General features: G+C 52.8%; 28 protein-coding genes. 12 read left to right on the plus strand and 16 right to left on the minus strand.

From position 1 onward, the window contains the following. Window positions 1-41: 41 nt before the first annotated feature. From EDD53_RS09520 to EDD53_RS09530, 3 genes are read left to right on the plus strand one after another with little or no spacing between them, the layout of a single operon-like run. Complete coding sequence (locus tag EDD53_RS09520) at window positions 42-1,049, plus strand: hypothetical protein (protein WP_123793028.1); 1,008 nt, start codon at window positions 42-44, stop codon at window positions 1,047-1,049. A gap of 36 nt (window positions 1,050-1,085) precedes the next feature. Beyond that, window positions 1,086-1,802: an AzlC family ABC transporter permease gene (locus tag EDD53_RS09525; protein ID WP_123793029.1), complete on the plus strand. Its 717-nt coding sequence runs from the start codon at window positions 1,086-1,088 to the stop codon at window positions 1,800-1,802. Further along, window positions 1,799-2,125 carry an AzlD domain-containing protein gene (locus tag EDD53_RS09530; protein ID WP_123793030.1) on the plus strand — a complete coding sequence of 109 codons (327 nt, stop codon included), beginning with the start codon at window positions 1,799-1,801 and terminating at the stop codon, window positions 2,123-2,125. Before EDD53_RS09525 ends, EDD53_RS09530 begins: the two co-directional genes overlap by 4 nt. On the opposite strand, the gene EDD53_RS09535 is transcribed toward EDD53_RS09530, so the two are convergent. From EDD53_RS09535 to EDD53_RS09560, 6 genes are all read right to left on the minus strand, one after another. Next, on the minus strand, window positions 2,126-2,743 hold the full coding sequence (locus tag EDD53_RS09535; protein WP_123793031.1) for a hypothetical protein: 618 nt from the start codon (window positions 2,741-2,743) through the stop codon (window positions 2,126-2,128). Window positions 2,744-2,773: 30 nt separating this feature from the next. Further along, entirely contained in the window at window positions 2,774-2,908 is a 135-nt protein-coding gene (locus EDD53_RS09540; RefSeq protein WP_123793032.1) for an aa3-type cytochrome c oxidase subunit IV, read from the minus strand. Window positions 2,909-2,992: 84 nt separating this feature from the next. Further along, complete coding sequence (locus EDD53_RS09545; protein ID WP_123793033.1) at window positions 2,993-3,469, minus strand: DUF6173 family protein; 477 nt, start codon at window positions 3,467-3,469, stop codon at window positions 2,993-2,995. Then, window positions 3,466-4,503, minus strand: coding sequence for an MBL fold metallo-hydrolase (locus tag EDD53_RS09550; protein ID WP_246002349.1), 1,038 nt, complete (start codon window positions 4,501-4,503; stop codon window positions 3,466-3,468). Before EDD53_RS09550 ends, EDD53_RS09545 begins: the two co-directional genes overlap by 4 nt. Before the next feature lie 12 nt (window positions 4,504-4,515). Continuing rightward, window positions 4,516-6,228 (minus strand): acyl-CoA dehydrogenase, encoded by a 1,713-nt coding sequence (locus EDD53_RS09555; RefSeq protein ID WP_123793034.1) that lies wholly within the window; start codon window positions 6,226-6,228, stop codon window positions 4,516-4,518. A gap of 127 nt (window positions 6,229-6,355) precedes the next feature. Further along, window positions 6,356-6,928, minus strand: a complete 573-nt coding sequence (locus EDD53_RS09560) for a YqgE/AlgH family protein (protein WP_123793035.1) — start codon at window positions 6,926-6,928, stop codon at window positions 6,356-6,358. A 120-nt stretch (window positions 6,929-7,048) separates the two neighbouring features. Between EDD53_RS09560 and EDD53_RS09565 the strand changes: the two genes are divergently transcribed. Beyond that, window positions 7,049-7,861 (plus strand): protein-disulfide reductase DsbD domain-containing protein, encoded by an 813-nt coding sequence (locus EDD53_RS09565; RefSeq protein ID WP_123793036.1) that lies wholly within the window; start codon window positions 7,049-7,051, stop codon window positions 7,859-7,861. Here the strand turns inward: EDD53_RS09565 and EDD53_RS09570 are convergent. From EDD53_RS09570 to EDD53_RS09585, 4 genes are all read right to left on the minus strand, one after another. Continuing rightward, on the minus strand, window positions 7,858-11,244 hold the full coding sequence (locus EDD53_RS09570) for an efflux RND transporter permease subunit (protein WP_123793037.1): 3,387 nt from the start codon (window positions 11,242-11,244) through the stop codon (window positions 7,858-7,860). The two genes, EDD53_RS09565 and EDD53_RS09570, sit on opposite strands and share 4 nt — an antisense overlap. Then, entirely contained in the window at window positions 11,241-12,719 is a 1,479-nt protein-coding gene (locus EDD53_RS09575; protein WP_123793038.1) for an efflux RND transporter periplasmic adaptor subunit, read from the minus strand. The genes EDD53_RS09570 and EDD53_RS09575 overlap by 4 nt, the downstream gene beginning before the upstream one ends. Window positions 12,720-12,846: 127 nt before the next feature. After that, the gene (gene moaB, locus EDD53_RS09580; RefSeq protein WP_123793039.1) at window positions 12,847-13,383 is read right to left on the minus strand and encodes a molybdenum cofactor biosynthesis protein B; all 537 of its coding nucleotides are present in this window, start codon (window positions 13,381-13,383) and stop codon (window positions 12,847-12,849) included. 15 nt (window positions 13,384-13,398) lie between these two features. Continuing rightward, window positions 13,399-14,202 (minus strand): uracil-DNA glycosylase, encoded by an 804-nt coding sequence (locus EDD53_RS09585; protein WP_123793040.1) that lies wholly within the window; start codon window positions 14,200-14,202, stop codon window positions 13,399-13,401. Between the two features lie 132 nt (window positions 14,203-14,334). On the opposite strand from EDD53_RS09585, the gene EDD53_RS09590 reads away from it, so the two are divergent. The 5 genes from EDD53_RS09590 (at window position 14,335) to EDD53_RS09610 (ending at window position 18,162) form a co-directional block, all read left to right on the plus strand. Next, window positions 14,335-15,297: an aspartate carbamoyltransferase catalytic subunit gene (locus EDD53_RS09590; RefSeq protein ID WP_123793041.1), complete on the plus strand. Its 963-nt coding sequence runs from the start codon at window positions 14,335-14,337 to the stop codon at window positions 15,295-15,297. Further along, window positions 15,294-15,842, plus strand: coding sequence for a hypothetical protein (locus EDD53_RS09595; RefSeq protein WP_123793042.1), 549 nt, complete (start codon window positions 15,294-15,296; stop codon window positions 15,840-15,842). The genes EDD53_RS09590 and EDD53_RS09595 overlap by 4 nt, the downstream gene beginning before the upstream one ends. A gap of 64 nt (window positions 15,843-15,906) precedes the next feature. After that, a complete protein-coding gene (pyrC, locus tag EDD53_RS09600) occupies window positions 15,907-17,205 on the plus strand; it encodes a dihydroorotase (protein ID WP_123793043.1) in 1,299 nt (432 codons plus the stop codon). Next, window positions 17,202-17,792 (plus strand): glycerol-3-phosphate 1-O-acyltransferase PlsY, encoded by a 591-nt coding sequence (gene plsY, locus EDD53_RS09605; RefSeq protein ID WP_123793044.1) that lies wholly within the window; start codon window positions 17,202-17,204, stop codon window positions 17,790-17,792. The genes pyrC and plsY overlap by 4 nt, the downstream gene beginning before the upstream one ends. Window positions 17,793-17,802: 10 nt before the next feature. Continuing rightward, a complete protein-coding gene (locus EDD53_RS09610) occupies window positions 17,803-18,162 on the plus strand; it encodes a DUF805 domain-containing protein (RefSeq protein WP_123793045.1) in 360 nt (119 codons plus the stop codon). Between the two features lie 71 nt (window positions 18,163-18,233). Here EDD53_RS09610 and EDD53_RS09615 read toward each other — a convergent pair whose 3' ends face one another. Genes EDD53_RS09615 through EDD53_RS09625 form a run of 3 tightly spaced genes read right to left on the minus strand, consistent with a single transcriptional unit; the run spans window position 18,234 to window position 20,907 of the window. After that, on the minus strand, window positions 18,234-19,604 hold the full coding sequence (locus EDD53_RS09615; RefSeq protein WP_123793046.1) for a glutamate--cysteine ligase: 1,371 nt from the start codon (window positions 19,602-19,604) through the stop codon (window positions 18,234-18,236). A gap of 59 nt (window positions 19,605-19,663) precedes the next feature. After that, window positions 19,664-20,173, minus strand: a complete 510-nt coding sequence (locus EDD53_RS09620) for a hypothetical protein (RefSeq protein WP_123793047.1) — start codon at window positions 20,171-20,173, stop codon at window positions 19,664-19,666. Then, window positions 20,170-20,907 (minus strand): 16S rRNA (uracil(1498)-N(3))-methyltransferase, encoded by a 738-nt coding sequence (locus tag EDD53_RS09625; protein WP_123793048.1) that lies wholly within the window; start codon window positions 20,905-20,907, stop codon window positions 20,170-20,172. Before EDD53_RS09625 ends, EDD53_RS09620 begins: the two co-directional genes overlap by 4 nt. A gap of 11 nt (window positions 20,908-20,918) precedes the next feature. On the opposite strand from EDD53_RS09625, the gene ubiA reads away from it, so the two are divergent. The 3 genes from ubiA to EDD53_RS09640 all read left to right on the plus strand — a co-directional run bounded on the left by ubiA (window position 20,919) and on the right by EDD53_RS09640 (window position 24,152). Next, entirely contained in the window at window positions 20,919-21,899 is a 981-nt protein-coding gene (ubiA, locus tag EDD53_RS09630; protein ID WP_123793049.1) for a 4-hydroxybenzoate octaprenyltransferase, read from the plus strand. A gap of 65 nt (window positions 21,900-21,964) precedes the next feature. Beyond that, the gene (locus EDD53_RS09635) at window positions 21,965-23,833 is read left to right on the plus strand and encodes an OmpA family protein (protein ID WP_123793050.1); all 1,869 of its coding nucleotides are present in this window, start codon (window positions 21,965-21,967) and stop codon (window positions 23,831-23,833) included. Then, window positions 23,826-24,152 carry a hypothetical protein gene (locus EDD53_RS09640; RefSeq protein WP_123793051.1) on the plus strand — a complete coding sequence of 109 codons (327 nt, stop codon included), beginning with the start codon at window positions 23,826-23,828 and terminating at the stop codon, window positions 24,150-24,152. The genes EDD53_RS09635 and EDD53_RS09640 overlap by 8 nt, the downstream gene beginning before the upstream one ends. Window positions 24,153-24,183: 31 nt before the next feature. On the opposite strand, the gene EDD53_RS09645 is transcribed toward EDD53_RS09640, so the two are convergent. Genes EDD53_RS09645 through pgsA form a run of 3 tightly spaced genes read right to left on the minus strand, consistent with a single transcriptional unit; the run spans window position 24,184 to window position 25,541 of the window. Further along, window positions 24,184-24,627 (minus strand): molybdenum cofactor biosynthesis protein MoaE, encoded by a 444-nt coding sequence (locus EDD53_RS09645; RefSeq protein ID WP_123793052.1) that lies wholly within the window; start codon window positions 24,625-24,627, stop codon window positions 24,184-24,186. Next, complete coding sequence (gene moaD / locus EDD53_RS09650; RefSeq protein ID WP_211331609.1) at window positions 24,628-24,876, minus strand: molybdopterin converting factor subunit 1; 249 nt, start codon at window positions 24,874-24,876, stop codon at window positions 24,628-24,630. It abuts the gene before it with no gap. Further along, on the minus strand, window positions 24,876-25,541 hold the full coding sequence (gene pgsA / locus EDD53_RS09655; protein ID WP_123793053.1) for a CDP-diacylglycerol--glycerol-3-phosphate 3-phosphatidyltransferase: 666 nt from the start codon (window positions 25,539-25,541) through the stop codon (window positions 24,876-24,878). The genes moaD and pgsA overlap by 1 nt, the downstream gene beginning before the upstream one ends. Window positions 25,542-25,546 lie beyond the last annotated feature (5 nt).

Raw genomic sequence — 25,546 nt, forward strand, 5'->3', positions numbered from 1 at the left:
CCATTTTGGATTGCCCGCCCATTTTGCGCAGGGAGGCCAGTTTGGCACAAGACGGCAAACATTCCAGTGACCTCGGCGTGTACCAACGCTCCGATGATGACGGCCCCATCACGACGGTCGAAATCATCGCTGGGTCTCTGTCAGCTTTTTGGCTGATTTTAACAGCTATTTTCTTTCTATTTATAGATTCGGACGCTGGCGAAGACGGGCTTGGAAGCATTCGGTTCGTCATGATTATCATCGCGATCTTCATGCCTGTCGCCATGATTTGGGTCGGCGCTTTGGCTGTCAGAGCCTCGCGCACGATGCGTGAAGAAAGCCGTCGCCTGCAAACAGCTATTTCGGCCATGCGCCAAAGCTATCTATCAGGCCAGACAGCTGGATCATCGGCCACAGTTGAGAAAAAGCTCGAAGAAATCGTAGCCGCGCAACGCAAAACGCACAACACGCTGACCACCTTTACATCCATACGCCCCCAAGAAACGCCACCTGAAGACAAATTGGCTATCGCAGCTCCGAGACTGTCAGAAAACCAAGCATCACTGGCCTTGGGTACCCCAGCGGACAGCCTGTCTCCTCCCCTTTCTGTAGCGGATTTTATTCGGGCGATGAATTTCCCTGAGACCGCGGAAGACAAAGAAGGCTTTCGTGCGCTGCGCCGTGCTTTGAGTGATCGCAAAGTCAGCCTTCTGATCCATGCTGCACAGGATATTTTGACCCTGCTCAGCCAAGACGGCATTTACATGGATGATCTGCGCCCTGATCGCGCCAAGCCAGAAGTCTGGCGCCTGTTTGCCAAAGGCGAACGCGGTCGCGGCGTGGCCCCCTTGGGGGGCGTGCGTGATCGGTCCAGCTTGGCCTTGGCTGCGGGACGTATGAAACAAGATGCGATTTTTCGCGATGCTGTGCATCACTTTTTGCGTAAATTCGACAAAACCTTTTCCGAATTTGAAGCCACAGCAACAGATGAAGACATCGCCGCACTTTCGGATTCGCGTACAGCACGCGCGTTTATGCTTTTGGGACGTGTCGCAGGCACGTTTGACTAATCGCTTGGCGTATCATTCCCGATGAAAGAGACCCCTATGCAGCCCAAAGGCCGTCGACATCCTTTTTTCCAAGGCGCCCTAGACGCAGCGCCCTTTGTGATTGTTTTGGCCCCATTCGGGTTCTTGTTTGGCCTTGTGGCCAGCGAGGCAGGATTGAACATACTTCAGGTCCTGAGCTTTTCGATACTTGTGCTTGCGGGGGCAGCGCAACTTACGGCGATCCAATTGCTAACTGAAGAAGCCCCCACGGTGATCGTCATCGTGTCGGCTTTGGCGGTGAACCTGCGTATGGGAATGTATTCGGCCGCATTGGCACCACATATGGGCGATGCGCCATTGTTGCGCCGCGCGATGGCAGCCTATTTACTCTTCGATCAACCCTATGCGCTATCCAGCGTCGCCTTTGAAAAACACCCCGACACACCTGTCGTGGATAAGTTCCAATACTTTTTTGGCGCGGGCGCTCCCATCGCTTTTTTGTGGTATCTCACAAGCCTTTCTGGCGCAGTGCTTGGCGACAAAATCCCATCAAACATCGGTATTGATTTCGCTTTGCCCATCACATTTTTGGCGGTGGTGGCCCCAATGTTGAAATCTTCGGCCCATGTGGCATCAGCTTTAACTGCAAGCATCGCAGCCCTCATCTTTAACTTTATGCCCTTTGGCACGGGACTATTGGTGGCAGCATTTCTTGCCTTAATCGTTGGAGCCACTGTGGAAGTTTGGGCAGAAAAAAGGGCGGCTAGAACATGATTGAGGCAAGCACTTCACAGATTTGGACTGTGATTATCGCCACTGGCATTGGCACATTTTTAATTCGATTTTCGTTTTTGGGATTGATCGGCAATCGGCAATTGCCTGCATGGGCATTGCGCATGTTGCGCTATACGCCTGTCGCTGTTTTGCCTGCGGTGATCGCGCCGCTCTTGTTCGGCAATGGACCAAATGCCATGGATCCAATTCGACTGGCGGCAGCTTTTGCGACATTGGCAGTCGGCGTGAGCACCCGCAATGTGCTTTACGCCATCATCGCGGGATTATCCGTTTTCATCGGCTTGACTGCCTTGGGCGGCTGATCAGTTCAACAACAAGGGCGGCGCTTGGATAAGTCGTGAATTGTTGTCGGGTGACGCATCTGAATGGCGCTCGGTCGACACATTTGGCAAGTCACCAAACCAATTCATAAGCCGCTTTGGAAACATGGTGTTTGGAACCATATCAAAGCCTGGCAAGTCTGACAGGATCTCTGTGATACTATCGGCACAATGCGCTTTGGGCACAGCACCATAGGCCTGAATACGCGCAAGCGCCAACTCAGCAACCGCGGGGCTGACCAAAACAGTTTGCTCCACCACATCGTAAGTCACACGGGCATGATAATCGATATAGAAATCAACAGCGGGATCGGACATGCCAAAGAACACATCATTGCGCTCAGGCAGATGCGGGTGGTTAAATGTCCCCGCTGGATCGAATAAAGCGCGCTGGGAGGGTGCATTGACCAAAAGTCCAGAATGCGCGCCAGATCCGTTATTCTTCCCCACAACCGTGAATAGAGTGATCGCTGTGGGGCCAGAGTGGCGATAAACAGAGCGCGCGACTTCGGCGTCAGGCGCCCAAATGGGTTCTGCCGCACCACATGCTGTTAAAACAGCCGTTGCACAAACCAAAGCGCAGATGCGCAACGAAGACATGACACGAAGTCCCACTCTGTCAGTCACGCCTTAGGTTCTGAAAATCGCGAGGAAAACCAAGACAACGATGGATGCAACAGCAACACGTGTTGACCATTTCATGAAGCCTTCAAAAGCTTGTTCTTGTGCTGCGATATCCTGTTCGCCGTGCTTGTGTTCGGACATGGTTTGAAATCCCCTATTTGAGTTTGCGCTTGAATTAATGGATTTAAGCGTCGGTGTCACCTATTCTTCGCAGCCAAATGTAACTTATGTGTCTTCGCTGCTTTCCAGTTCATCCACCAAGCGAAAACCGATGCGTCTTGCCGCTTGTTCGGGCACGATTTTAGGCAAGGCGCGCAGCATCACGTTGAGCTGCGTGACATGCTGCACCAATTGGGTTTTCGTGCCAGCATCATCAGAGCCATAAAACGTAATCAAATCTGGATCGAAAAAGCCCATACCTTCGATTCGCAAAGCCCCTGTGCTGGACCCTGCATAGCCCATGGCCACTTCATGTTCGCTGTCGAGTTGTTCTTCAAAGTTCTTGATATACAAAATCAAGCGTTCATAAGCCCATTCAGCGGGGCTTTTTTGATCAACAGGTTTACGTGACAATGCTTTGGGAAGCGGTTTTTGTTCGGCTGACTGTGGCGCTTCAGGATCAGAATGCACAGCCCGCGCCCGTGGCATTGCCGCGGCTTCGGCCGCTTCGGCTGTCGTGCGAATGGGGTCATTATCGGTCATGTCAGATCCTTGCGTTGCCATAGTATAGTCCCGTCTTCGCGCGTGCTGCGCGTGACACGCCCATTGTGATATAAATGAACGCAATGCGCCATAGCTTCGGCCATGGCCAATCCATATTCGGACGCTTTTATATCGCGCTTAAACAAGAGGGTAAAACAGTCGCAGGCGGTGCGCGGCTCGGCCAAAAACGTCAGCAATCTATCAAGCGCGCTGTGATGATTTTTGATCAGATTATCCAATCGCGCAGGCAGGCCGTAATACGGCAACTTATGCCCTGTCAGCACCAATTGGTCATCGGAGGCAAAGGGCTGAAACTTTTCGCATGATGTGATCCAATCGCCCACGGTATCCGCGAAAGGTTCGGTCGCTGATACGCCAATATTGGGCGATATAGACCCCAAAAGTTGATCGCCACTTAAAATCAAACGGCCATCACGCGACCAGAATGTCGCATGCTCAGGCGCATGGCCATCACCGCATTTCACATCCCAAAGACGCCCGCCAATCGTGATCGTATCGCCGTCTTGCAGGCGCGTGAACCCCAAGGGCAAAGGGCTGACCAAATCGCTTGTGTTAAAGGGGCGTTCAAGCAAACGTGCTTCTAATATCTCAGGCGCCATGCCGCAAGATTTCCAAAACCCGATCATTTCAGGTGTAGGGCGGTCTTGGATATCCATCTGCAACATGCGCGCCATCAAATAGGCCGTGCGCGTCATGAGCAATTCAACGCCATGTTCTGCGACAAACCAGCCCGCCAGACCGACATGATCCAAATGGTGATGGGTGACAATCAAGCGCTTTACTGGCTTAGCCTGCAAAGGCCCTGTCAAAAGGTCGGTCCAAATGCGCCGCGATGTTTTGGTATCCACCCCTGTGTCTACGATCGTCCAACCATCGCCGTCATCTAAAACATAGACATTCACGTGATTGAGCACCATCGGCAAGGGCATACGCACCCAATAGACACCATCCGCCACTTCGCTCACAGCAGCACCTTCGGGCGCGACAAATTCAGTTCTGTTTAAATCTTTCACGCTTGCTATCTATCACCCGAAATTCAAATCATCCGCTGCGATAGCATATAGATCATCTGCGCCGTGCAAAGCCTGTGTCAGTAAAAAACGGTATTCAGGCAAAAGCCGACCGATGTAGAACTCTGCCAAATAGGCGCGGTCACTGCCAAGACCACCTGCGCCCGCAGCTTTCAAATGCGCGAAAGCACCCAAAACACGCGCAAAGGCGCGCAGAAACGGCACAGCACCAGCAAGGCGATCTGTTTGCGGCAAAGCGACCATGGCCTCAACGCCTTCGCGCAGAGTTTCCGCAGCCTCCCAAACCTGTTTGGCAAGCGCGGGAAACTCATCGCGGGCGTTTTCTGCACAGTGTTCAATATTGTCCAAAAGCCCATAAGCTGCATCGCCCGTGTCCATCAATTTGCGGGTCACAAGATCAATGGCTTGAATGCCGTTGGTGCCTTCATAAATCGAAGTAACCCGTACATCTCGCGCCAATTGCGCGGCCCCTGTTTCTTCTATGTAGCCCATGCCGCCATGCACTTGGATCCCCATTTGCGACACCTCGTGGCCGACATCAGTCCCAAAGGATTTCGCGATAGGAATAAGAAAGGCCCCTTGCGCTTTTTGCGCGGCATCATCCCCCCCCAGATCAAGCGAGACAGCGCAGGCCAATGCGATGGATCGGGCGGCAAATGTGTCCGCACGCATGGTCAAAAGCATGCGACGCACATCGGCATGATGAAGAATCGTGCCTTGCCCGTTATGTTGAGCCGTGCGGCCTTGGATACGGTCTTGGGCATAGGCCAAGGCTTGCTGGGTCGCCGCCTCTGCGCAGCCGACCCCTTGGACGGCAACCCCAAGGCGGGCATTGTTCATCATCGTGAACATGCAGTGCATGCCTTTGTGTTCTTCACCGATCAGCCAGCCTTTCGCGCCTGCGTAATCCATCACACAGGTCGGCGAACCGTGTATGCCAAGCTTGTGTTCCAAACTGACCACGCTCACCGCATTCTGCGCGCCCAAGGAGCTATCAGATTTTGGAATAAATTTAGGCACCATAAACAACGAAATCCCCTTGGTGCCCGCCGCGCCATCAGGCAGGCGCGCCAAGACCAAGTGACACAGATTGTCTGCGAAATCGTGATCGCCCCAAGTGATGAAAATCTTTTGCCCTGTGATTGCATAGCTGCCGTCACCATTGGGAGTGGCAGTGCTACGCAACGCGCCCACATCTGATCCTGCGCCAGCTTCTGTCAGGTTCATCGTGCCTGTCCATTCCCCCGACAAAAGTTTGGGCAAATACAGGGCTTTGATGTCATCACTCGCGTGCTGTTCAAGGGCTTCGATCTGGCCTTGGGTCATCAATGGATTTAGCGACAAAGACAAACAGGCCCCCGCCATCATTTCATTCACAGCCGTCGCGACAGACAAAGGCAGCCCCATACCGCCGTGATCAGGGTCTGCAAGCATCCCGATCCATCCGCCTTGGGCAATTTGTTGAAAGGCATTTGCAAAGCCTGTGGCCGTTGTCACCCTGCCATTCTCAAGCTTTGCGCCTTCGATATCACCGATACGATTGAGCGGAGCGATTACGTCATTCGACAGTTTGGCCGCTTCTTGAAAAATGGCCTCAAGAGTATCGTGATCAATATCACCAAACCTGTCTTGCTGGGTGACACGCGCGAAATCGACAACGTTTTTTAGAATGAATTGAAGATCTTGAGCTGGGGCGTGGTAGGGCATTCGGTCTCCTTGAGTCAGTTCAGGGGACAAACCAATCCCTGTGTCGCACCAACTCTGAATAGGGCAGTTATGCTAACCTTACCCAAGCTTTGTAAGCTGGCCATACCAAACGCTACGTCAAAATCAATTAGGCGCGCCCTGACGCTGCAGAAAGCAAAGCCGCGTTGACACCGATTTCGGCCAAGGCGGCGGTCCATTTTTCAAGATCGCCTGTCTGGAACACAATCTGCGGTGTTGCCGCGCAGGTCAGCCAAGCGTTTTGCGCAATCTCACTTTCCAGTTGGCCCGATGACCACCCCGAATACCCTAAACATAATAGACGTTCGGCAGGCCCCGCCCCTGTTGCGATATCACGCAAAACATCCCGCGATGCCGTCATGGAAAAGGCAGAATTCACAGGCAGGGATGCTTCTGAACAGGCATAATCCGTGCTGTGCAAAACAAACCCCCGCGCCATTTCAACAGGACCGCCATAGCGCACCTGCAATGGCTTCATATCCGCGTCAGGCGTGATGTCCAGTTGATCGAAAACGTCTGAGACCGCGATCTGTGACGACACCTTGTTGATGATAAGCCCCATCGATCCTTCGTCAGAATGCGCACAAATATAAATGACAGTGCCATCAAAACGGCTGTCTTCCATGCCGGGCATTGCGATCAGCAATTGCCCTGTTAGATCTTGAACGGTTTTATCGGTCATGGCCTACATCACCCTAAACGGTAAAAAGGTGCAAGGGATGAAATTCGCGCATCGTACAAACACATCTTTCTCGCTCAAAAGTGAGTTTTCTGTTGGCCCTCTACGCGCTATATCCATGGCATGATCAAAAACCTTATCTCTTCATTTAGCGCAGCGATTATAGCTTTGGCTATGGCAAGTTCGGCACAGGCCGACACCAAAGACCCTTTGGGCGCGAATGTTCAGGTGTCTTTGATGCAAGGTTGGACCATGGCCAATGGCAATTACATGGCAGCCCTGCGGGTTGATCTGGCCCCTGGCTGGCACACCTATTGGCGTGCCCCTGGTGCGGCGGGCATTCCACCCGTGTTTCGCTGGATGGGCAACAGCACTGCGATTCAAGCCAAATATCATTGGCCAGTTCCAACGATTTACAGCCAAAATGGTATGCGCTTTTTGGGGTATGAAGACAGTTTGATTTTGCCAATAGAATTCACCCCGTCTGCATCGGGGGATATCGTGGTGTCAGGGGCTGTCACTTTGGGGGTCTGCGATGACGTTTGCATGCCCTTTACAGCGCAGCTAGATGCACACTTCTCTGCGCAAGCGGCGGCACAAAACAAGCAAGTGATTCAAGCACAGCTCAATGCCAAACCCAAACGCATCACCTCTGCAATCTGTGACGCCAAGCCGATTGCAGACGGCATCAAATTAAGCGCGACCGTGAATATTCCATCTCTGGGCGCCACGGAAATGGCCGTGATCGAACATCCTGATCCATCAATTTGGGTTTCCGAAGCCACGTCTATGCGCAAGGGTCGCACTGTGACGATGTCCAGCGATATGGTGCCCACAAACGCAGCTCCATTTTTGTTGAATCGATCGCAGGTTCGCCTGACGGTTATTGGCGAAGATGGCAAAGCCTATGAAACACTCGGCTGCAAGGCGTCCTAAAGCGGGCGCCTGCTGTTGCGGTTGATCACCATCAAGCTGGCGTAAACCAGCGTCAAAACCACCGCCGTGCCAAGTATGAACAGACCCAAGGCCGCGCCCATTCCCCCTGCGCCCAAAACCTGCGGCAAAGCGCCTGACACGGCTGTCACGCCTAAGGTCAGTGCAAACCACACCACCGTAAAAATCAACGATCCGCCGATTGCGGCAAAGCTGCGACCCAAACGACGCGGCTGTTTGACTGCACGGCTGAATGCTGTGATGAACCGCCCGACATCGACTTGCATTGCCAAAATAGAAGGCACGAGTAGCAAGACAATCACCATCCCAAAACCAAGCCCGTAGACCAAAGTGATCACGGTCGGTTTCAAAAATTGCGCATCAGCAGAGCGTTCGAAAAGCAAGGGGGCCAAGCCCAATACTGTGGTGGCTGTGGTCAGCATGACGGGGCGCAAACGGTCGGTGGCCGCTTCGATCACGGCTTGAATGATGCCCCGATCATCAGCATATTCATCGATAGTGGTAACTAAGACGATGGAATCATTGATGATAATTCCCGTCATGCCGATCAACCCCACGACCGAGAACATCGACAAAGGCACATCCCAATAGGCATGGCCATAAATTGCGCCGATTAAACCAAAGGGAATGACAGCCATGACGACAATCGGTCTGGTCCAGCTTGAGAAAATCCAAGACAGAGTCAGATAGATCCCCAAAAGGGCGGCAGACAGACCAAACAATGCGTCGGATAGAAAACGGTTTTCTTGCTCTGACAGGCCCGAAATGCGTTCTGTGACACCAAAATCTTCGGCAATTTGTGGCAAGATTTCATCTGCCAATGCGGATTGAATTTCAACAGCGCGTGCAGGATCATCTTCGTTCAAATCGCCCGACACAGTGACAAGTCGCAGGCCATTTTCGCGACGCACAGCGGAAAAGCCCGACTGGCGTTTGACAGACACGATGTCGGACAAAGGCACGTAATTTCCTGCGGCCGTCCGCATCTGCGTTTGATCTAAAAAGTCGGCTTTCACTTCGTCGTCAGGCAAAGACACCGTGACTTTTGCAGTGCGTGCCCCATCGGGAAAACTGGCCGCTTCGATCCCCCCCAGACGGTTTGAAAGCACCCGACCAAGACTGTCGATATTAAAGCCAAGGGCCTCGCCTTGTGGGGTCAATTCTAGGATCAATTCGTCTTTGTCATACGATAGGCTATCCTCTAGGGCCGACACCTCTGGGTATTGCGACAGCTTGTTTTTTAATTCTTCGGCCGCGGCTTTTAAGGTTTGAGAATCTGCACCGAACAGCTGTACATCAATCGCGTCCCCACCTGGACCAAACCGCCCACCGCGAAACGAAACGGTTTCTAACAAGGGATGATTGATCACAGCCTCTTGCAGGTCGGCCACGAAAGCGAATGACGAATAGGGGCGCAGGTCGGCATCGATTAATTCTATCGAAATCCCCCCAAGCTGAAAACTTTCTTTTGTGTCTGAACCCGCCAGTCCGCGCCCCGCACCGCCACCGATTTGGGCGATGACATAGGCCACGGGATTGGTGCCGTATTCTTCTTCAAAGGCTTTGCCTGTCGCTTCGGTCGCGCGCTGCATTTCACGCATCATCGCCAGTGTATCTTCGCGGGTGGCACCAGGCGCCATCGCGAAGTTTCCTGAAATCACAGATTGTTCTGGCGAATTAAAGAACCGCCAAGGCACATCGCCTGAGACCAGTAAAGACACCTGCCATGACAGCAAAAACAACGCGCCAGCCATCACCGCGTAGCGCATGCGAATCACATAGAACATCGCGGGTTTGAACAGACGATCTCTGACCACGCGAAACCCTTTATTCACCTGACGCGATGGCCAGTCATACCAATGTTGTTTGGCTGTCGCGGCAATCGAGTGGCTTAAGTGGTTTGGCAAAATCAGGAAACATTCAACCAAAGATGCGATCAAAACAACGATCACGGTAAAGGGAATATCGGCAATCAAATCACCGAAGCGCCCCGAAATGGTCATCAAGCCGAAAAAGGCGATAATGGTGGTGATGGTCGATGAAAACACAGGTGCGAACATCCGTTTGGCTGCATTTTCAGCGGCTTGAACAGGCGTTTCCCCGAGCTTGCGCACCCGAAAATCAGCATGTTCCCCGACCACAATCGCATCATCCACAACGATCCCCAAAGTGATGATCAGCGCAAACAGCGATATCATGTTAAAAGTCAGACCAGCAGCATACATCAAGGCAATAGCAGACAGCATGGCCACAGGAATACCCGCAGCCACCATCAAAGCAGTGCGTGCGGACAAGAACAAAAACAACAATAGCCCCACAAGGCCAAGCCCCATCAACCCGTTGACGATCAATAGATCAAGGCGCGATTTAATTGCCTCGGCGCGGGTGCGAAACAAATCCAGTTTCACGCCTTGGGGCACTGTAAGTTCCATTTCATCGGCCATGTCTTGCACGATCCCTTGGATCTCAATCGCATCCCCCAAAGCGGACCGATCAACGCGCACCGTCACAGCAGCATTTTCGCCCACGTAATAGGCCTGATCGCGATCTATGCCTTCGACGCGGATATTGGCGACATCCGCAACGGTCAACTTTGATCCATCGTCATTGGTGCGCAAAACAATGCCCGCGATTTGCGCAGCGGATCGTTTGGATACGCCTGCTCGCACACGCGCGGCACCGCTGCCCACATCCCCTGCGGGGTTTGCATCTGTTTCCGCGCCGATGGCAGTGGCAATATCAGCCATGGTCACATCATATTGGATCAGATCCAAGGTCGAGACTTCGACAATCGTTTCAGGAGCGGCAACCCCAGAAATGGAGGTGCGAGTCACACCTTGGGAAAACAAGCGCACCACAAATTCATCGGCAAAGCGCGCTAATTGTTCGATACCCACGGGGCCAGAAATGACGACTTCGGTCACCCTGTCAGACCAACCACCCCAGCGCACGGTTGGATCGTCGGCCCCTTCAGGAAGGTTCGAAACCGTATCCAAGGCCGCATTCACATCATCTGCCCCGCGCTGAATGTCCCAGCCAGGTTCAAATTCAAGCCGTATATTCGCACGCCCTTCGATGGATGTCGCAGAGCTTTCAGATACACCTTCGACGGCCAAAAGCGTGGGTTCAAGCACCTGCATAATGGCCGTATCGACATCTTCGGCCCCTGCCCCTGACCATGCGACGGACACAGACACACTATCAACCACCACATCGGGAAAGAACTGTGCGCGCATATTCGGCAAAGCAAACAAACCCGCCCCCAACATCAAGACCAAGAGCAAATTGGCGATGGTGGGATGGCGTGTAAAATAGGACAAAAGCCCCTTGGCTTGTGCGGCAGATGGTCTTGTGGGCGATGTCATGGGCGGCCCCCTCCACGGTTTTCAAGCCGCGAAATCAGGTCTTGTGACACCTGAGGGGCTTGCAACTGTTTGATCATACGGGCGCGCACTTCGTCTGGCATGCGCTGATTTTGCTGAACCATCGCGATAAGCTCTGCACGTTTTTCATCGCTTAAAGTGACATCTTGCGGCTCTGGCGCCGCCCCTGACTGCGTATTTTCACCCAAATCGGCCCCCACAGGCGTCACCCGAATACCCGCTCCCAACAATGGCGACCGCTCTGCCACAATAAATCGATCTGCGATTTCGCTTGCATCAACAATGACCTCATTGCCTTGACTGCGCAGCACGGGCGCGGATAGGACTTCAAGCCTGCTATCATCGCGCAGCGCCAAAACAGTCCCCGCGGCGTCGACCGCGGCGGCAGGCAAGCGCGCGACATTTGTCAAAGCTGGCTCTTGAATTTTGATCGCAACGAAATCTCCCGGCCGCAATCCCAACGACGTTTCAAGGCGTGCGAACAGCAAGCGCCCAGTTTGGCCCGCGCCGACTTCCGCGCTTTCGCGGGTCACGCGCCCTTGAGACGATAGATCGAAATCGTCCATCGACAAGGATGCCGTCACAGGCAATTGCGGCAAACGCCCAGAACCACCCGACAGGTTGGCATATTGCTGGGTCGAGACACGAAACGCGATTTCAAGATCTGTAGGATCAATCAGCGATCCGATCTGTTCATTGGTGGTTAAAAGACTGCCCAAAGCCAAGGAAACACCCGACAAAATGCCATCGAAATCAGCGGTCAAGCGCGTGTTATCCAAAGCGCGCTTGGCTTCGGACAAATCGATCTTAGCCCGCAAAACGCCATTTTTACTTTGATCCAAACGCGCCGCAGCTGTGGCCAAGGATTGGCGTTTTGACAATACAGATTGCTGTGCGGCAGCTTCAGTCAAGGCGGCGGTTTCAACGGATGCATCTGTGCCGACACCGCGCGTGGCCAAGTTGCGCTGGCGTTCGAGCGCGGCTGTGCGCAAATCCAACTGGGACCGCGCCGCGGCAAGATCATCTTGGGCGATTTCCAATCCGCGCTGCGCATCGCTCAATTCGGCTTCGGCCTCTTGCAGGTCAGCTTGTGCCACTTGCAGCGTGGCCTCGGCATCTGTCGGATCAATGCGCAACAAGATGTCGCCTGCTTTGACCGCGCCGCCTTCTTCGAAATTATCAGCCAACTCAATTATTTCGCCACCTTGCGGAGCGCGCAAGGCCAAAGACCTGCGCGCCAAGACTTCGCCAAAGGTGGTCAAAACAGGCGTTTGAGTTGTCGAAACGGCAGGTACGACATTGACGGAAAATTGGCGTTCGCGGGCGGGCGGACGCTGATTGTCATTTGCCGCTCGCGCCTTGACGGTTGAAACCATTCGATAGCCTGCGGCAAAGATCAGCGCAGCACAAAGCGCCACAAGGAATAGTCCAAACAAAGCGCGACGCATAAAATTCATAGGGGCCTCAGCTCAAGGTGTTAATCGATGAATGACCCCGTGCTTTTTGATCGGGCATAGGGCGTCACCGCGTATGATTGCACGGTTTACCCCCTGTGGCGCAAAACAAATTTCACCATTTTGCTATTTATTTGCGCCGCTTATGCTCTTCCAAACGCGGCAGGATCTGAACAAAATTGCAAGGCATGTGCCGATAGTCCAGTTGGTGTTGCAAAATCTCGGTCCAAGCGTCTTTGCACGCCCCTGTTGATCCAGGCAAAGCAAACAAATACGTGCCGCCAGCCACACCGCCTGTTGCACGGCTTTGCACCGCGGAAGTGCCTATTTTTTGCATAGAAACGATGGTGAAAACGGTGGAAAAGGCATCGATTTCTTTTTCATAAACATCGCGGTGCGCTTCTACAGTCACATCACGCCCAGTCAGCCCAGTGCCACCCGTAGAAATCACCACATCCACATCAGCGCGGGCAATCCAAGCCCTAAGATGATCGCGGATAAGCGCGCGATCATCGGTGACGATCTGGCGATCAACCACCACATGCCCCGCATCCGTAATCATGCGCTGCAAGGTGTCGCCAGATTTATCGTCGCTTAGGCTACGGCTGTCAGAAACAGTCAAAACCGCAATATTGACGGGGATAAATTCTTTAGCTGCGTCAGTCATCTGTTTCGAGCACCTTTAAGAATGAGGGGCGGTATCGACCTTGCGCAAGCGCGCTTGCAAATCAAGCAAGTCCGCCCAAGCATCGCGTTTGGCCAAAGGGGTGCGCAAAATATCACGCGGAGACATCATCGGCAAAGCGGGTTTGCCCAGCACAGTTTGCCAATTGCCACGCAGGCGGGTAATGCCCGTACGCCCCAATGTGGCGGCACAAGCGGGATTCCCCATCAGCACAATAAAATCGGGGTTCGCCAATTCGATGTGACGCAGCAAAAACGGTTTCAGCATCGCGATTTCACGCGCAGTTGGATCACGATTTTCAGGCGGACGCCACGGCAGCGCTTTGGTGATATAGAGCGCTTGGGCTGGGTTTGTCGCAGTGCGACTTAGGCCGATGGCATCAAACATTTTGTCAAACAAAGCGCCTGCGGGGCCCATAAAGGGTTTGCCTTCAATGTCGTCTTCACGACTGGGCGCATCGCCTACGACCATCACACGGGCGCCAAGACTGCCATCTTGAAACACCAGATTGCGCGCCCCTCGGCGCAGATCGCAATGTTCAAATCCCAGCAAAGCGGTTTTTATGTCTTCAATTGACACACAGCTGGCAACGGCTTTTTGCGCCTCATCTGTCGCATCAATTTCGGGCGCTTTTACAGGGGTTGGCGGTTGTGAACTGACGGGTGCAGCCGCAGGTTTGGGGGCCTCTTTGGGGATCTCATAACGGTTTACGGGCGTTTCACCGATGGCTTCGCTGACGCCAAGCTCGACCTGCCACTCTAACAGAGCGTGCGCTTCCCAATAATCCAAGTGAGTCTCCATAGGATCAAACTAGCTGTACTCTGCACGAAGGTAAATCATAAGAAATGCCTCACATAGCATTGCCGCGTGCCAGTTGAGTTTCTATAAGGGCGCAGCGACAGCATTGTCGCCGCGTGACAATATGAGGGCATCATGGCATTTCGGCAAAAACACCTTCTTGGCATTGAACCTTTACACCCCACAGAAATCACTACGATTTTGGATGTTGCGGACAGCTATGTCGATTTGAACCGCCAAGCACATAAGCATTCTGATGCGTTGAAAGGCATGACACAAATCAACATGTTCTTTGAAAACTCCACACGCACTCAAAGTTCGTTTGAACTGGCGGGCAAGCGTTTGGGCGCGGATGTGATGAACATGTCGATGCAAGCGTCATCCATCAAAAAGGGCGAAACGCTGATTGATACAGCTTTGACGCTAAATGCCATGCACCCTGACCTTTTGGTTGTACGTCACCCTCATTCAGGGGCGGTGGATCTACTGGCGGAAAAGGTCAATTGCGCTGTGCTGAATGCAGGTGACGGCCGCCACGAACATCCGACACAAGCGCTGTTGGATGCTTTGACCATTCGCCGCGCCAAAGGCCGCTTACACCGCCTATCTATCGCGATTTGTGGCGATATCGCGCACAGCCGCGTGGCGCGTTCAAACCTTATTTTGCTCGGTAAAATGGAAAACCGTGTGCGCCTTGTTGGCCCACCGACATTGATCCCTGCGGGCATGACGGAACTGGGCTGCGAGGTCTATGAAGACATGGAAGAAGGTCTGAAAGACGTTGATGTCGTCATGATGTTGCGCTTGCAAAAAGAACGTATGGATGGCGGATTTATCCCGTCAGAGCGTGAATATTTCCACCGCTATGGATTGGATGCGGCCAAGCTGGCGCATGCCAAGCCTGATGCGATTGTTATGCATCCTGGCCCGATGAACCGCGGTGTCGAAATTGATGGCACGATTGCCGATGACATCAATCGTTCTGTGATCCAAGAACAGGTTGAAATGGGTGTGGCTGTGCGTATGGCCGCGATGGATTTGCTCGCGCGCAACCTGCGGGCCAGCAAGAACTCCGCGGATCAAGGCATTATGGTATGACTGCCGCGCTCGCCATAAAAAACGCGCCCTATCGGTCGGTTTGGATTTTCAAAATAGATTTGAACGACGACGAAATCGATACATTTTCTCATGAAGTCATTGAGGAAGATAATCACATTTGGCCGTTAGGCACAGCTTTAGGCATCAACCCGTTTCCAGACCACGATTTCGTTGAAGTGCTCGATTTAGACGCCTTGCGGTCCTATGGCTTTGCCAATTACTTGATCGAGGCCAATGGGTTAGACCTTGGCGAAGATGCTCAAAAACTAGATGATTTGTCGGGCCATATCTTGTTGGTCTTCTCGCAAGCCGTTGAAAGCGGCCAAACTGAATTTGCCCCCACAGCACCTTTGTCATTTGTCGGTCGGTATCACCAAGCCATCGATACGCGCCAAGTCGAACCCATGGTCAGCCTTGCCGCTAAAGGTCAATTGCCTCAAGGAAAGCCCGTGAAATCCGATGCGCGCATCGGCGGTATGGTCGCGACTTTCGTGCTGATTTTTTTGGCTATTTTTGTAACAGTTTTCGTGTGGATTGGCGGCTAATGCCCTACCAATTCTCAGCCCTTTCGACCTGCACGCCACGCAGCATTCCCCTAAGAGGCCGCCTATGACAGTCTTTATCAATGCCCGTTTGATTGACCCAGAAACATTGACCGATACCTTGGGGTGGTTGCGCATCGAACAGGGTGTGATCGCGCAACAGGGAACAGGTACGCCGCCTGCTGGCGACCAGATTGAGTGTCACGGCAAATGTTTGGCACCTGGCATTGTGGATCTGGGTGTGAAAGTTTCTGAACCTGGCGAGCGGCATAAAGAAAGCTTTGCTTCAGCTGGGCGCGCTGCGGCCGCAGGCGGCGTCACAACGATTGTCACCCGCCCTGACACATTGAATGCCATCGATACCCCAGAGGTGTTGGAATTTGTTGAACGGCGCGCGGCCATGGATTCCATCGTGAACGTCAAACATATGTCTGCCCTCACCAAAGATCGTGCTGGAAGTGAAATGGTTGAAATCGGTTTCATGAAAGATGCAGGCGCTGTTGCTTTTACCGATTGCGATCATGTCGTTGAAAACACCAAGGTTTTGCAGCGCTGTATGACCTATGCGCGCTCCTTGGGCGTTCTGGTCATTGGCCACCCACAAGAACCCACGCTCAGCAAAGGCGCTGCGGTTACATCGGGAAAATTTGCATCGCTCAGAGGTCTGCCCGCCGTGTCGCCAATGGCAGAACGCATGGGGGTTGATCGCGATATTGCTCTGATCGAAATGACGGGCGTGAAATACCACTTTGACCAACTGTCAACAGCGCGTGCCTTGCCTGCTTTGGAGCGCGCCAAAAAGAACGGCTTGGATGTTACTGCTGGCGTCTCCATTCATCACCTGACGTTGAACGAATATGATGTGGGCGATTACCGCACGTTTTTCAAAGTCAAACCGCCCCTTCGGTCCGAAGATGATCGTTTGGCCATGGTTGAAGCGGTTGCCAATGGCACCATCGATATCATCGCCTCGATGCACACGCCACAAGACGAAGAAAGCAAACGCCTCCCCTTTGAGGAAGCGGCATCAGGTTCTGTGGCATTGGAAACTTTGCTGCCTGCCGCGATGCGCTTGATCCATTCCGATCAGCTGACACTGCCTGAATTGTTTCGCGCTATGGCCCTTAACCCAGCCGATAGATTGGGATTGACCTGCGGCCGTTTAAGCATCGGCGCGCCTGCGGATCTTGTGCTGTTCGATCCTGACGCCCCTTTTGTGATGGATCGTTTCAAGCTGAAATCAAAATCTAAAAACACGCCCTTTGATGGTGCAAGAATGCAAGGCAAAGTGCTTGGAACATGGGTTTCTGGTCAGCAAGTCTTTGAGCAAGCCCAAAACGCGACCGCGACAGGATTAAACCAATGATGCTCTTTTTGATCGGCGCGACAGCCATATTTTCCTATTTGCTTGGCTCTATTCCTTTTGGGATCGTCATGGCGAAACTGTTTGGTTTGGGCGATTTGCGCAGCATCGGGTCTGGCAACATCGGCGCGACCAATGTTTTGCGCACGGGCAATAAACTGGCCGCTTTTTTGACGCTGATCGGCGATAGCGGCAAAGGCGCTGCGGCGGTCTTGATCGCGCGCGCATTGGTAGGCGAAGACGGTGCTGGGATTGCCGCATTATTCGCAATGCTCGGCCATCTCTACCCCGTGTTTTTGAAATTCAAAGGCGGCAAAGGCGTGGCGACATTCCTTGGCACATTGCTGGCCCTGTCGTTTCCTGTGGGCTTAGCAGCCTGCGCCACTTGGCTATTGGTCGCAGTTGTGTCCCGCTATTCCAGCCTGTCGGCTTTGGTGGCGGCCCTGTTGGCCCCAATCTACACTGTTTGGCTTTATCATCTACATGGTGCGATTTTAGTGGCCATTCTTTCAGCGCTCATATTTTATAAGCACCGCGACAACATCGCACGTCTTCGGGAAGGGTCCGAGACGAAAATTGGTAAAAAATAACGAGGGCACTATGGATTTTCAAACAGCGGTTAAAACTTGTTTTCAAAAATACGCCACTTTCACAGGACGCGCGCGTCGGTCTGAATTTTGGTGGTTTGTCTTGGCAATCACGATTGCAAGCGTTCTTATTTCAGCAATCAGCGACTTTGCATCAATCATTTTTAGCCTTGCGACGATTGTTCCGTCCATCGCGGTGGCTGCACGCCGTTTGCACGACATCGACAAATCGGGTTGGTGGCAATTGATCGGATTTATCCCCGTGGTCGGCTGGATCATCGTGATCATTTGGTACGCGAAAGAAGGCAGCACAGTTGCGAACCGCTTTGGCGCGCCAGAAAAAACAGTCAGCGAATTTATCACACCTGAATAATTTTAGGTCAGCTTAAATGCAAAAAGCCCCGCCAAAACAGCGGGGCTTTTTTATGTCGATCTTATCTCGGATCAATATGAGTATTGATCAAAGACTTTTGTAACATCTGCGCCCCAGTCACCGTTGAACTTTTCGATCAACTCGTCTGCGGGTGATTGGCCTGATGAAATACTGTCTTTGAGCGCGTTCAAGAAATGTGTTTCATTTGGCACCAAGCCGCCCGCGCCCTCGCGGCCACGCGCAGTCAAGCCATTTTCAGAAATCGCAATCGTTTCACGGGCAAGGTCCATCATTTTGACACCTTGAACTTCGGCTTGAAGACCATCGATTGAGGATGCGACACGCAGCTCCTCGCGGAATTCTGGTGTCCAATCTTTGGCGATATCCCATGCTGCATCCAGCGCAGTTTGATCGTACATCATGCCGACCCAATAAGCCGGCAAAGCGCATAGACGACGCCAAGGGCCACCATCCGCGCCGCGCATTTCCATGTATTGCTTGATGCGCGCCTCAGGGAAAATCGTGGTCAAGTGATCGGCCCAATCCGACAGGGTCGGTTTTTCGCCGGGCAAGGCTGGCAATTCGCCTTTTAGGAAATCGCGGAATGACATGCCAAGTGCATCAATATATTTGCCATCACGGTAGACAAAATACATCGGCACATCGAGAGCGTAATCAACATAGCGTTCAAAGCCCATGCCCTCTTCGAATACGAAAGGCAGCATCCCAGTGCGGCTGTCATCTAAATGACGCCAAATACGTGAGCGCCACGATTTATGGCCGTTCAATTTGCCGTCGAAGAAAGGTGAGTTGGCGAACAAAGCAGTGGCTACAGGTTGCAGAGCCAAAGCCACGCGGAATTTTTGCACCATATCGGATTCTGAGGCAAAATCCAAATTGACCTGAACCGTACAGGTACGGCGCATCATCTGGGTGCCCGAAGTACCAACGGTGCCCATATAGGCATCCATCAACTTGTAGCGACCCTTTGGCATCAATGGCATATCTTCATGCGACCAATGCGGCGCTGCGCCTAGGCCGATGAATTTCACACCGATCTCGTCCGCCACGCTTTGTACTTCACGCAAGTGAACATTCACTTCGTCACAGGTTTGGTGAATATTGTCCAAGGGCGCGCCTGACAGTTCAAGTTGGCCACCAGGTTCTAGCGAAACATTCGCCCCCTCTTTGGTCAATCCAATCAGGTATTCGCCCTCAAAGACGGGGTCCCATTTATATCGGTTTTGCAACCCTTCAAGGATAGACTTCACCGAACGCTCACCCTCGTAGGGGATGGGGTTTAGCGTATCTTTGCAATAGCCGAATTTTTCATGCTCTGTCCCGATTTTCCAGTCCTTTGCAGGCTTATTGCCTTTTGCAAAGTATTGGATCAAATCATCAAAGCTGTCGATCAGGCCGCCGCCGGATTGAGGAATGGACATGTCGGTTCTCCGGTGGAGTTAAATCAGGGGTTCACAGTTGTGCCAATGCGCTTGTGAAGTCAATGCAGAGCTAATGTGCGTTTTCGCCAAACCACCACTGGAGATTTGGGCATTTGTTTAATCTGTTTTAACATGCGTTCGGTTTCGATCCCATCTAAAGACACAAAAACATCGAACAACTTTTCGGCATCCACAGCATCAAGCGGGATGTTCAAAGTCGTCTGCCCCGCCGCTTCGAGTTGCCAATGGGCGGACCCTTTTGTGGCAGGCAATAAGATCACAGAAGTCAGGGTGTCGATTTCCACCTGCCCGCCCGTGAAAGCGGTAAAATAGCTCACGACCCCTTCATCAACTTCGACAACACCGACACCCTGCCCTGCTTTCGCAAATCTCGCGCGTTGGAATGCCGCGAAGGCGATAAAAAGGGATGCGCAGATTAAGGCAAGCGCGACCCAGCGCATGAAGCCATAGCTTGAAATAAAGAACCAAACAAAGAGAAAGGCCAGCGCCACCGCTCCGATAACTTCGCGAAAGTGCCAAATCTGGGCACGCACTTCAGGGCGGATCATGACCAATCCCCCAAATGCTGCTGCCAAACCGTCATCGCGGCGACGGCTGCCGTATCTGCGCGTAAAATACGCGGCCCCAATGAAACCGCATGCGCATAGGGTAAAGCCTGCAAGCGCGCGCGTTCTGCGGGCGAAAATCCGCCCTCAGGCCCGATTAAAATTGCCCATTTGTCGCCAGATGTTGCGCCTGAGGCCAATTTCAAGGTTTGTGCAGCGCCCACCAAAGATTCATCGCAAAACATGATTTGGCGGCTTTCATCCCAATCGGCCAAAAGCCGATCCAGTTTTTGCAAATCCGTAACCTCGGGGACATAGGTGCCGCCGCATTGTTCGGCCGCTTCCAAAGCATGCGCTTGCAAACGGTCTTGGCGAATACGATCGGAATTGGTGTAATCTGTATTCACAGGTAGAATTTTCGCCGCACCCATTTCAGCCGCTTTTTCAACGATAAAATCCGTACGCGCCTTTTTGATCGGCGCGAAAATCAGCCAAAGATCAGGCGGCAGTTGCAAAGGCTTGCTTTGCCCGTGACACAATAAAGCGCCACCGCGTTTGTTGGCGGTGGTGACTTCGGCTTGGAATTCACCATCCACACCATTGAAGAGCGCGACAAATGCGCCCTCTTTCAGCCGCATAACGGCAAAAAGGTAATTTGACTGGTCTTTATCAAGGGGAACAGTTTGCCCTTGGGCCAGTGGGTGATCTACAAAGAGTCTGACTTTAGCTTGAACCATGGACAATACATATGACCGACAAAGCCCAAGCGCCAGACCCTCATGGCGAAGAATTATCAGGTCAGGTCTCTGATGCTGTGATAGATAATTGGGTGGACACTAAAGCCCCTGCTTGGACGCGTCCCTATTTGCGCCTATCGCGCGCGGATCGCCCCATTGGCACATGGTTATTGTTGCTGCCCTGCTGGTGGGGCGCGTTGCTTGCCGCATCGGCGCAGGGCACGCTGAGCCTGCGCACGGTTTGGATCATGATTGGATGTGCTTTGGGCGCATGGTTGATGCGTGGCGCTGGTTGCACATGGAATGATATTACAGATCGCGATTTCGATGCAAAAGTCGCCCGCACCAAAAGCCGCCCTCTGCCGTCAGGGCAAGTGACCACCAAACAAGCGTTGGTCTGGATGGCAGTGCAATGCCTGATAGCGCTGGTTATTTTACTCAGCTTCGGCCCATTTGCGACCCTTTTGGGCGTGGCGTCTTTGGCGCTTGTTGCGATCTACCCCTTCGCCAAACGATTTACATGGTGGCCGCAGGTTTTCTTGGGTCTGGCGTTCAACTGGGGCGCTTTGCTGGCCTATGCAGCCGTGGCAGGCACACTGACGGCAGCCCCTGTGTTTTTGTATCTTTCAGGTATCGCATGGACGCTGTTTTACGATACGATTTATGCCCATCAAGACAAAGAAGACGATGCCCTGATCGGAATCAAATCCACCGCACGACTCTTTGGTACCAATACAGCACAATGGCTGAAGCGCTTTTTGATCGTCTGCGTGATTCTATTTGCGGCAGCCGTGATTGAAGCCCTGATCAATGGGTCGGTGTTATCGCTGATTGTGGCCATTGGTGGCGCTTGGGCGATGGGCTGGCATATGACTTGGCAACTCAGTCGCCTCGACATTGATGACCCGAAAATTTGCATGAAATTGTTCCGCGCCAATCGCGATACTGGCCTTTTGGCTGCGCTGTTTCTTGCCATTTCAATCTTCCTTTGATTGCAGCGCGCGCCAAGACCCCCTAAACATCACTGCACACGCGACAAAAGTTGGACATAAGCACGATGCGCTTTTCTTCGATACTGCCAGTCACCGGCGCTTTCGGTGCCGCTGCCATTCTATCCCTTGGGGCTGCCGCGATTGGTGCGAGCGCCATTCAAAACACATCCAAAAGCGCGGTTGCAGCGCAGTTGGAATTAGAGGGGTTTGATTGGGCCGAAGTTGAAGCAGACGGTCTGCAAGTGATCTTAACTGGCAATGCACCAAACGAAGCCGCACAGCTTGCAGCCCAACGTGCAGCGGGTCACGTTGTGGATGCCGCGCGTGTGATCAATGTCATGGCCATCGCAGAACAAGATGAAGTGCCAGCCCCACGTTTTTCCATTGAAATTCTGCGCAACGACCAAGGGATTTCCCTGATCGGTTTGGTGCCAAGCAATTGGGATCGGGAAAATTTTATCGCCACTTTGGAAAAGGCGACAAAGGTTTCTGTCACAGATTTGCTAGAACACGCTGATTACGACACCCCAGAAACATGGGGTGCTGTGATGGGTTTTGGTGCGGATGCGATAGAACAATTGCCCCGTTCTAAAATATCACTGTCTGCCGATAAAGTGACCATAACCGCGCTTGCTGACAGTAAAGAACAAAAAGCCAGATTGGAGCGCATCCTACAGTCTGACACGCCCTTGGGCGTCACGTCAGAGATCGATATTTCATCGCCTCGCCCTGTTATCACGCCCTTTACAGCCCGATTTTTGATCGACGAAGAGGGCGCGCGGTTTGACGCCTGTACAGCAGAAACACCACAAGGCCACGCGCGCTTGCTGGCCGCTGCCAAAGCCTTGGGCGAAGAAGACCCGACATGTGTTGTGGGCCTCGGCGCACCCTCGACATCATGGGCCAGTGCAGTTGAAGCTGGCATGCGTGCCGTAAAAGAATTGGGTGGCGGATCAGTGACATTTACAGATGCAGATGTATCTTTGATCGCACCCGAGGGCACGACAACATCCGTCATCGACCGCATTGCTGGCGATCTTGAAGCTTCGATGCCAGAAGAATTTTCTTTGCACACGTCTGTTCCAGCCAGCGCTGAGGCCACGGATGCAGAAGACGAACTTGAATTCATTGCGCTTCGATCCCCAGAAGGACAAGTACAGCTGCGCGGTCGCGTTGTCGACGAGCGCAATCGTAGCGCGACAGAAGCGCTGGCTGGCGCTGCCTTTGGCGCACAAGCAGTCTATTCTGCCGTGCGTGTTGATGAAAATCTACCGCGCAATTGGTCACTGCGGGTTTTGACATCTATCGATGTTTTAAGCCAATTGACCCAAGGCTCTGTGACCGTGACCAACGACAATATCGTGGTGCGCGGCCAAACGGGCGACCCTGCCGCGAAAACAGAAATAACGGGGTTGTTGTCATCACGTTTGGGGGAAACAGAGAACTTTGACATCGATGTCGAATATATGCGCAAGCTAGATCCAATTTTGAACCTGCCGACACCGCAAAAATGTGTCGATGCGGCAAATGCGGCAATTGATAGCGGGAAAATCATCTTTGCACCGGGGTCGACCGATCTGGATTCATCCGCAGATAATACCCTTGATCGCATTGCGAAAGCTTTGGAAAACTGTGAGAATATGGAAATCGAAGTTGGCGGGCACACAGACAGCCAAGGTGGCGAAGGCATGAACCAACAACTCAGCCAAGCGCGCGCCAATTCTGTTGTGAATGCATTGATTGCCAGACGCGTTTTGGGGGTTAAACTCAGCTCAAAAGGCTACGGTGAAAGCGAACCTATCGCGGACAATGGCAGCGAAGAAGGGCGTGAAGCCAATCGTCGCATTGCCTTCAAATTGATTGACACGGACGCCCCAGTCGACGAAGACCCTACGGCAAATACCCAAGACGAGAACGAGGAAGAAGATGAATAGAACCGAACTTATTATCGCAACTGCGATCGTTCTTTTCATCGCCTTTTTGATGGGCTGGTTCACACATTGGTTGATCCACCGTTTTGTCCGCGTCGGCGATGCCGACATGTCTGATTTAGATACAATGGCGCAGCAATTGCACGAAGCAGAAGAACAGCGCGATCAGGCCGTGACCTATTACCAGCAGCGCGAATCTGAAATGACAAACCAGCAAACGCAAACCGAAGCCGAATTGAATGCCGCCATGGAGGGGCTACGCGAAGCCCGTCACGAGGCCGAAGAATTGCGCGCCTATATCGAACGCCAAAGCGCCGAATAAAAGCGCCCGCGCCTTGGCTTTTGCGTCACGTTTACCAGCGCTTTAACGCATCTTCATCGCTGTTTTTGGCGCGCACCCAGTCGGTAGATTTACCATCCTTACTGACTTCTTTTTTCCAAAACGGTGCACGTGATTTCAGGTAGTCCATCAAAAATTCAGCTGCTTCAAAAGCCTCAACACGGTGACGCCCAGCCGTGGCCACCATCATGATCTGTTCGCCAACTTTCAACGCACCATAGCGGTGGATGACCAAGCAATCGGTCAAAGACCAACGCGCACAGGCATCCTCGGCGATCTTGGCAATCGCAGTTTCGCACATGCCTGGATAATGTTCGATTTCCATATGATCCAACTGGCCTGTGTCATCGCGCACAAGGCCCGTAAATGTCACAGTAGCACCTGTGTTGGTCGCGCGACCAAAGCCACGTAGTTCTGCGGCAAGATCGAAATCATCTGATTGTACAGAAACCCGCATTTACCCGCCTGTCATAGGTGGAAAAAACGCAACTTCGCCAACCCCAGCCAAAGGCGCATCGAAATAGGACAGTTCTTGATCCAATGCCACACGCAGACTGTCGAGATCGGAAAAGGCCAAAGCATATCGCGGGTCACGTGCCGTCAATTCAGACACAAGATCCATCACAGTCGCGGCCTTGGTGTCGATTTCTTCGCGGGGCACACCAATACGTTCACGCACCCAAGCAAAGTAAACGACAGTGATCATCACGCATCCTCACGCAAATAGGGCATGGCTTTCATCAAATAATCCCCGCCCGACAAGACCGTCAGGATCGCAGCGATCCATAGCAAAATCACGCCACCGCCATAGCTCAAAAACGCGCCGTAATAACTAACCTTTAGCCCTGTTTCATCGTCGATATCCCCAGCCAAGATGGCGTCCATCGTGGCCCCGTCCATACCGAATGTGCCCATACCAAGATAATGCGAAAACACCCCGTAAGAAAACAAAACGGCGATAGCGACCATTTGGGTCGTGGTTTTCCATTTCGCCAATTTGGTCACCTTCAACAGTCCAGCCGTTTCGCCCAAGAATTCGCGTAGGCCCGATACAAATGTTTCGCGCAGCAAGATAAAGGCCGAAGGTATGATAATCAGCGGCGCGGGGCCAAAGTTCATTGCCAAGACGGCAATCGCCGTAATCACCATCGCCTTATCTGCGATAGGATCAAGCATTGCGCCGAATTTGCTCATCTGTTGCCACTTGCGGGCCAGATAACCATCAAACCAATCGGTAAGCGATGCGCCCCCGAACAGAATGAGGGCCACCCAATCAGAGACAGGATGCGGTAAAAATAGAAAGGCGAGCGCGACTGCGGGCGCGCAAAGCAGCCTGAAGACGGTAAGTATATTTGGGATGTTCCATGTCATAAATC

This window comes from Pacificibacter maritimus (assembly GCF_003814915.1).
Taxonomy (GTDB): Bacteria; Pseudomonadota; Alphaproteobacteria; order Rhodobacterales; family Rhodobacteraceae; genus Celeribacter; species Celeribacter maritimus.

Coding starts and splice junctions, on each gene's coding strand:
- EDD53_RS09555 (WP_123793034.1), bottom strand. CDS start 6,228: ATGCCCTACCACGCCCCAGCTCAAGATCTTCAATTCATTCTAAAAAAC.
- moaB (WP_123793039.1), bottom strand. CDS start 13,383: ATGACTGACGCAGCTAAAGAATTTATCCCCGTCAATATTGCGGTTTTG.
- EDD53_RS09615 (WP_123793046.1), bottom strand. CDS start 19,604: ATGTCCATTCCTCAATCCGGCGGCGGCCTGATCGACAGCTTTGATGAT.
- EDD53_RS09545 (WP_123793033.1), bottom strand. CDS start 3,469: ATGACCGATAATGACCCCATTCGCACGACAGCCGAAGCGGCCGAAGCC.
- EDD53_RS09575 (WP_123793038.1), bottom strand. CDS start 12,719: ATGAATTTTATGCGTCGCGCTTTGTTTGGACTATTCCTTGTGGCGCTT.
- EDD53_RS09645 (WP_123793052.1), bottom strand. CDS start 24,627: ATGCGGGTTTCTGTACAATCAGATGATTTCGATCTTGCCGCAGAACTA.
- EDD53_RS09565 (WP_123793036.1), top strand. CDS start 7,049: ATGATCAAAAACCTTATCTCTTCATTTAGCGCAGCGATTATAGCTTTG.
- EDD53_RS09635 (WP_123793050.1), top strand. CDS start 21,965: ATGCGCTTTTCTTCGATACTGCCAGTCACCGGCGCTTTCGGTGCCGCT.
- plsY (WP_123793044.1), top strand. CDS start 17,202: ATGATGCTCTTTTTGATCGGCGCGACAGCCATATTTTCCTATTTGCTT.
- EDD53_RS09590 (WP_123793041.1), top strand. CDS start 14,335: ATGGCATTTCGGCAAAAACACCTTCTTGGCATTGAACCTTTACACCCC.
- EDD53_RS09570 (WP_123793037.1), bottom strand. CDS start 11,244: ATGACATCGCCCACAAGACCATCTGCCGCACAAGCCAAGGGGCTTTTG.
- EDD53_RS09560 (WP_123793035.1), bottom strand. CDS start 6,928: ATGACCGATAAAACCGTTCAAGATCTAACAGGGCAATTGCTGATCGCA.
- EDD53_RS09620 (WP_123793047.1), bottom strand. CDS start 20,173: ATGATCCGCCCTGAAGTGCGTGCCCAGATTTGGCACTTTCGCGAAGTT.
- pyrC (WP_123793043.1), top strand. CDS start 15,907: ATGACAGTCTTTATCAATGCCCGTTTGATTGACCCAGAAACATTGACC.
- EDD53_RS09595 (WP_123793042.1), top strand. CDS start 15,294: ATGACTGCCGCGCTCGCCATAAAAAACGCGCCCTATCGGTCGGTTTGG.
- EDD53_RS09640 (WP_123793051.1), top strand. CDS start 23,826: ATGAATAGAACCGAACTTATTATCGCAACTGCGATCGTTCTTTTCATC.
- EDD53_RS09625 (WP_123793048.1), bottom strand. CDS start 20,907: ATGGTTCAAGCTAAAGTCAGACTCTTTGTAGATCACCCACTGGCCCAA.
- ubiA (WP_123793049.1), top strand. CDS start 20,919: ATGACCGACAAAGCCCAAGCGCCAGACCCTCATGGCGAAGAATTATCA.
- EDD53_RS09610 (WP_123793045.1), top strand. CDS start 17,803: ATGGATTTTCAAACAGCGGTTAAAACTTGTTTTCAAAAATACGCCACT.
- EDD53_RS09530 (WP_123793030.1), top strand. CDS start 1,799: ATGATTGAGGCAAGCACTTCACAGATTTGGACTGTGATTATCGCCACT.
- moaD (WP_211331609.1), bottom strand. CDS start 24,876: ATGATCACTGTCGTTTACTTTGCTTGGGTGCGTGAACGTATTGGTGTG.
- EDD53_RS09535 (WP_123793031.1), bottom strand. CDS start 2,743: ATGTCTTCGTTGCGCATCTGCGCTTTGGTTTGTGCAACGGCTGTTTTA.
- EDD53_RS09525 (WP_123793029.1), top strand. CDS start 1,086: ATGCAGCCCAAAGGCCGTCGACATCCTTTTTTCCAAGGCGCCCTAGAC.
- pgsA (WP_123793053.1), bottom strand. CDS start 25,541: ATGACATGGAACATCCCAAATATACTTACCGTCTTCAGGCTGCTTTGC.
- EDD53_RS09585 (WP_123793040.1), bottom strand. CDS start 14,202: ATGGAGACTCACTTGGATTATTGGGAAGCGCACGCTCTGTTAGAGTGG.
- EDD53_RS09540 (WP_123793032.1), bottom strand. CDS start 2,908: ATGTCCGAACACAAGCACGGCGAACAGGATATCGCAGCACAAGAACAA.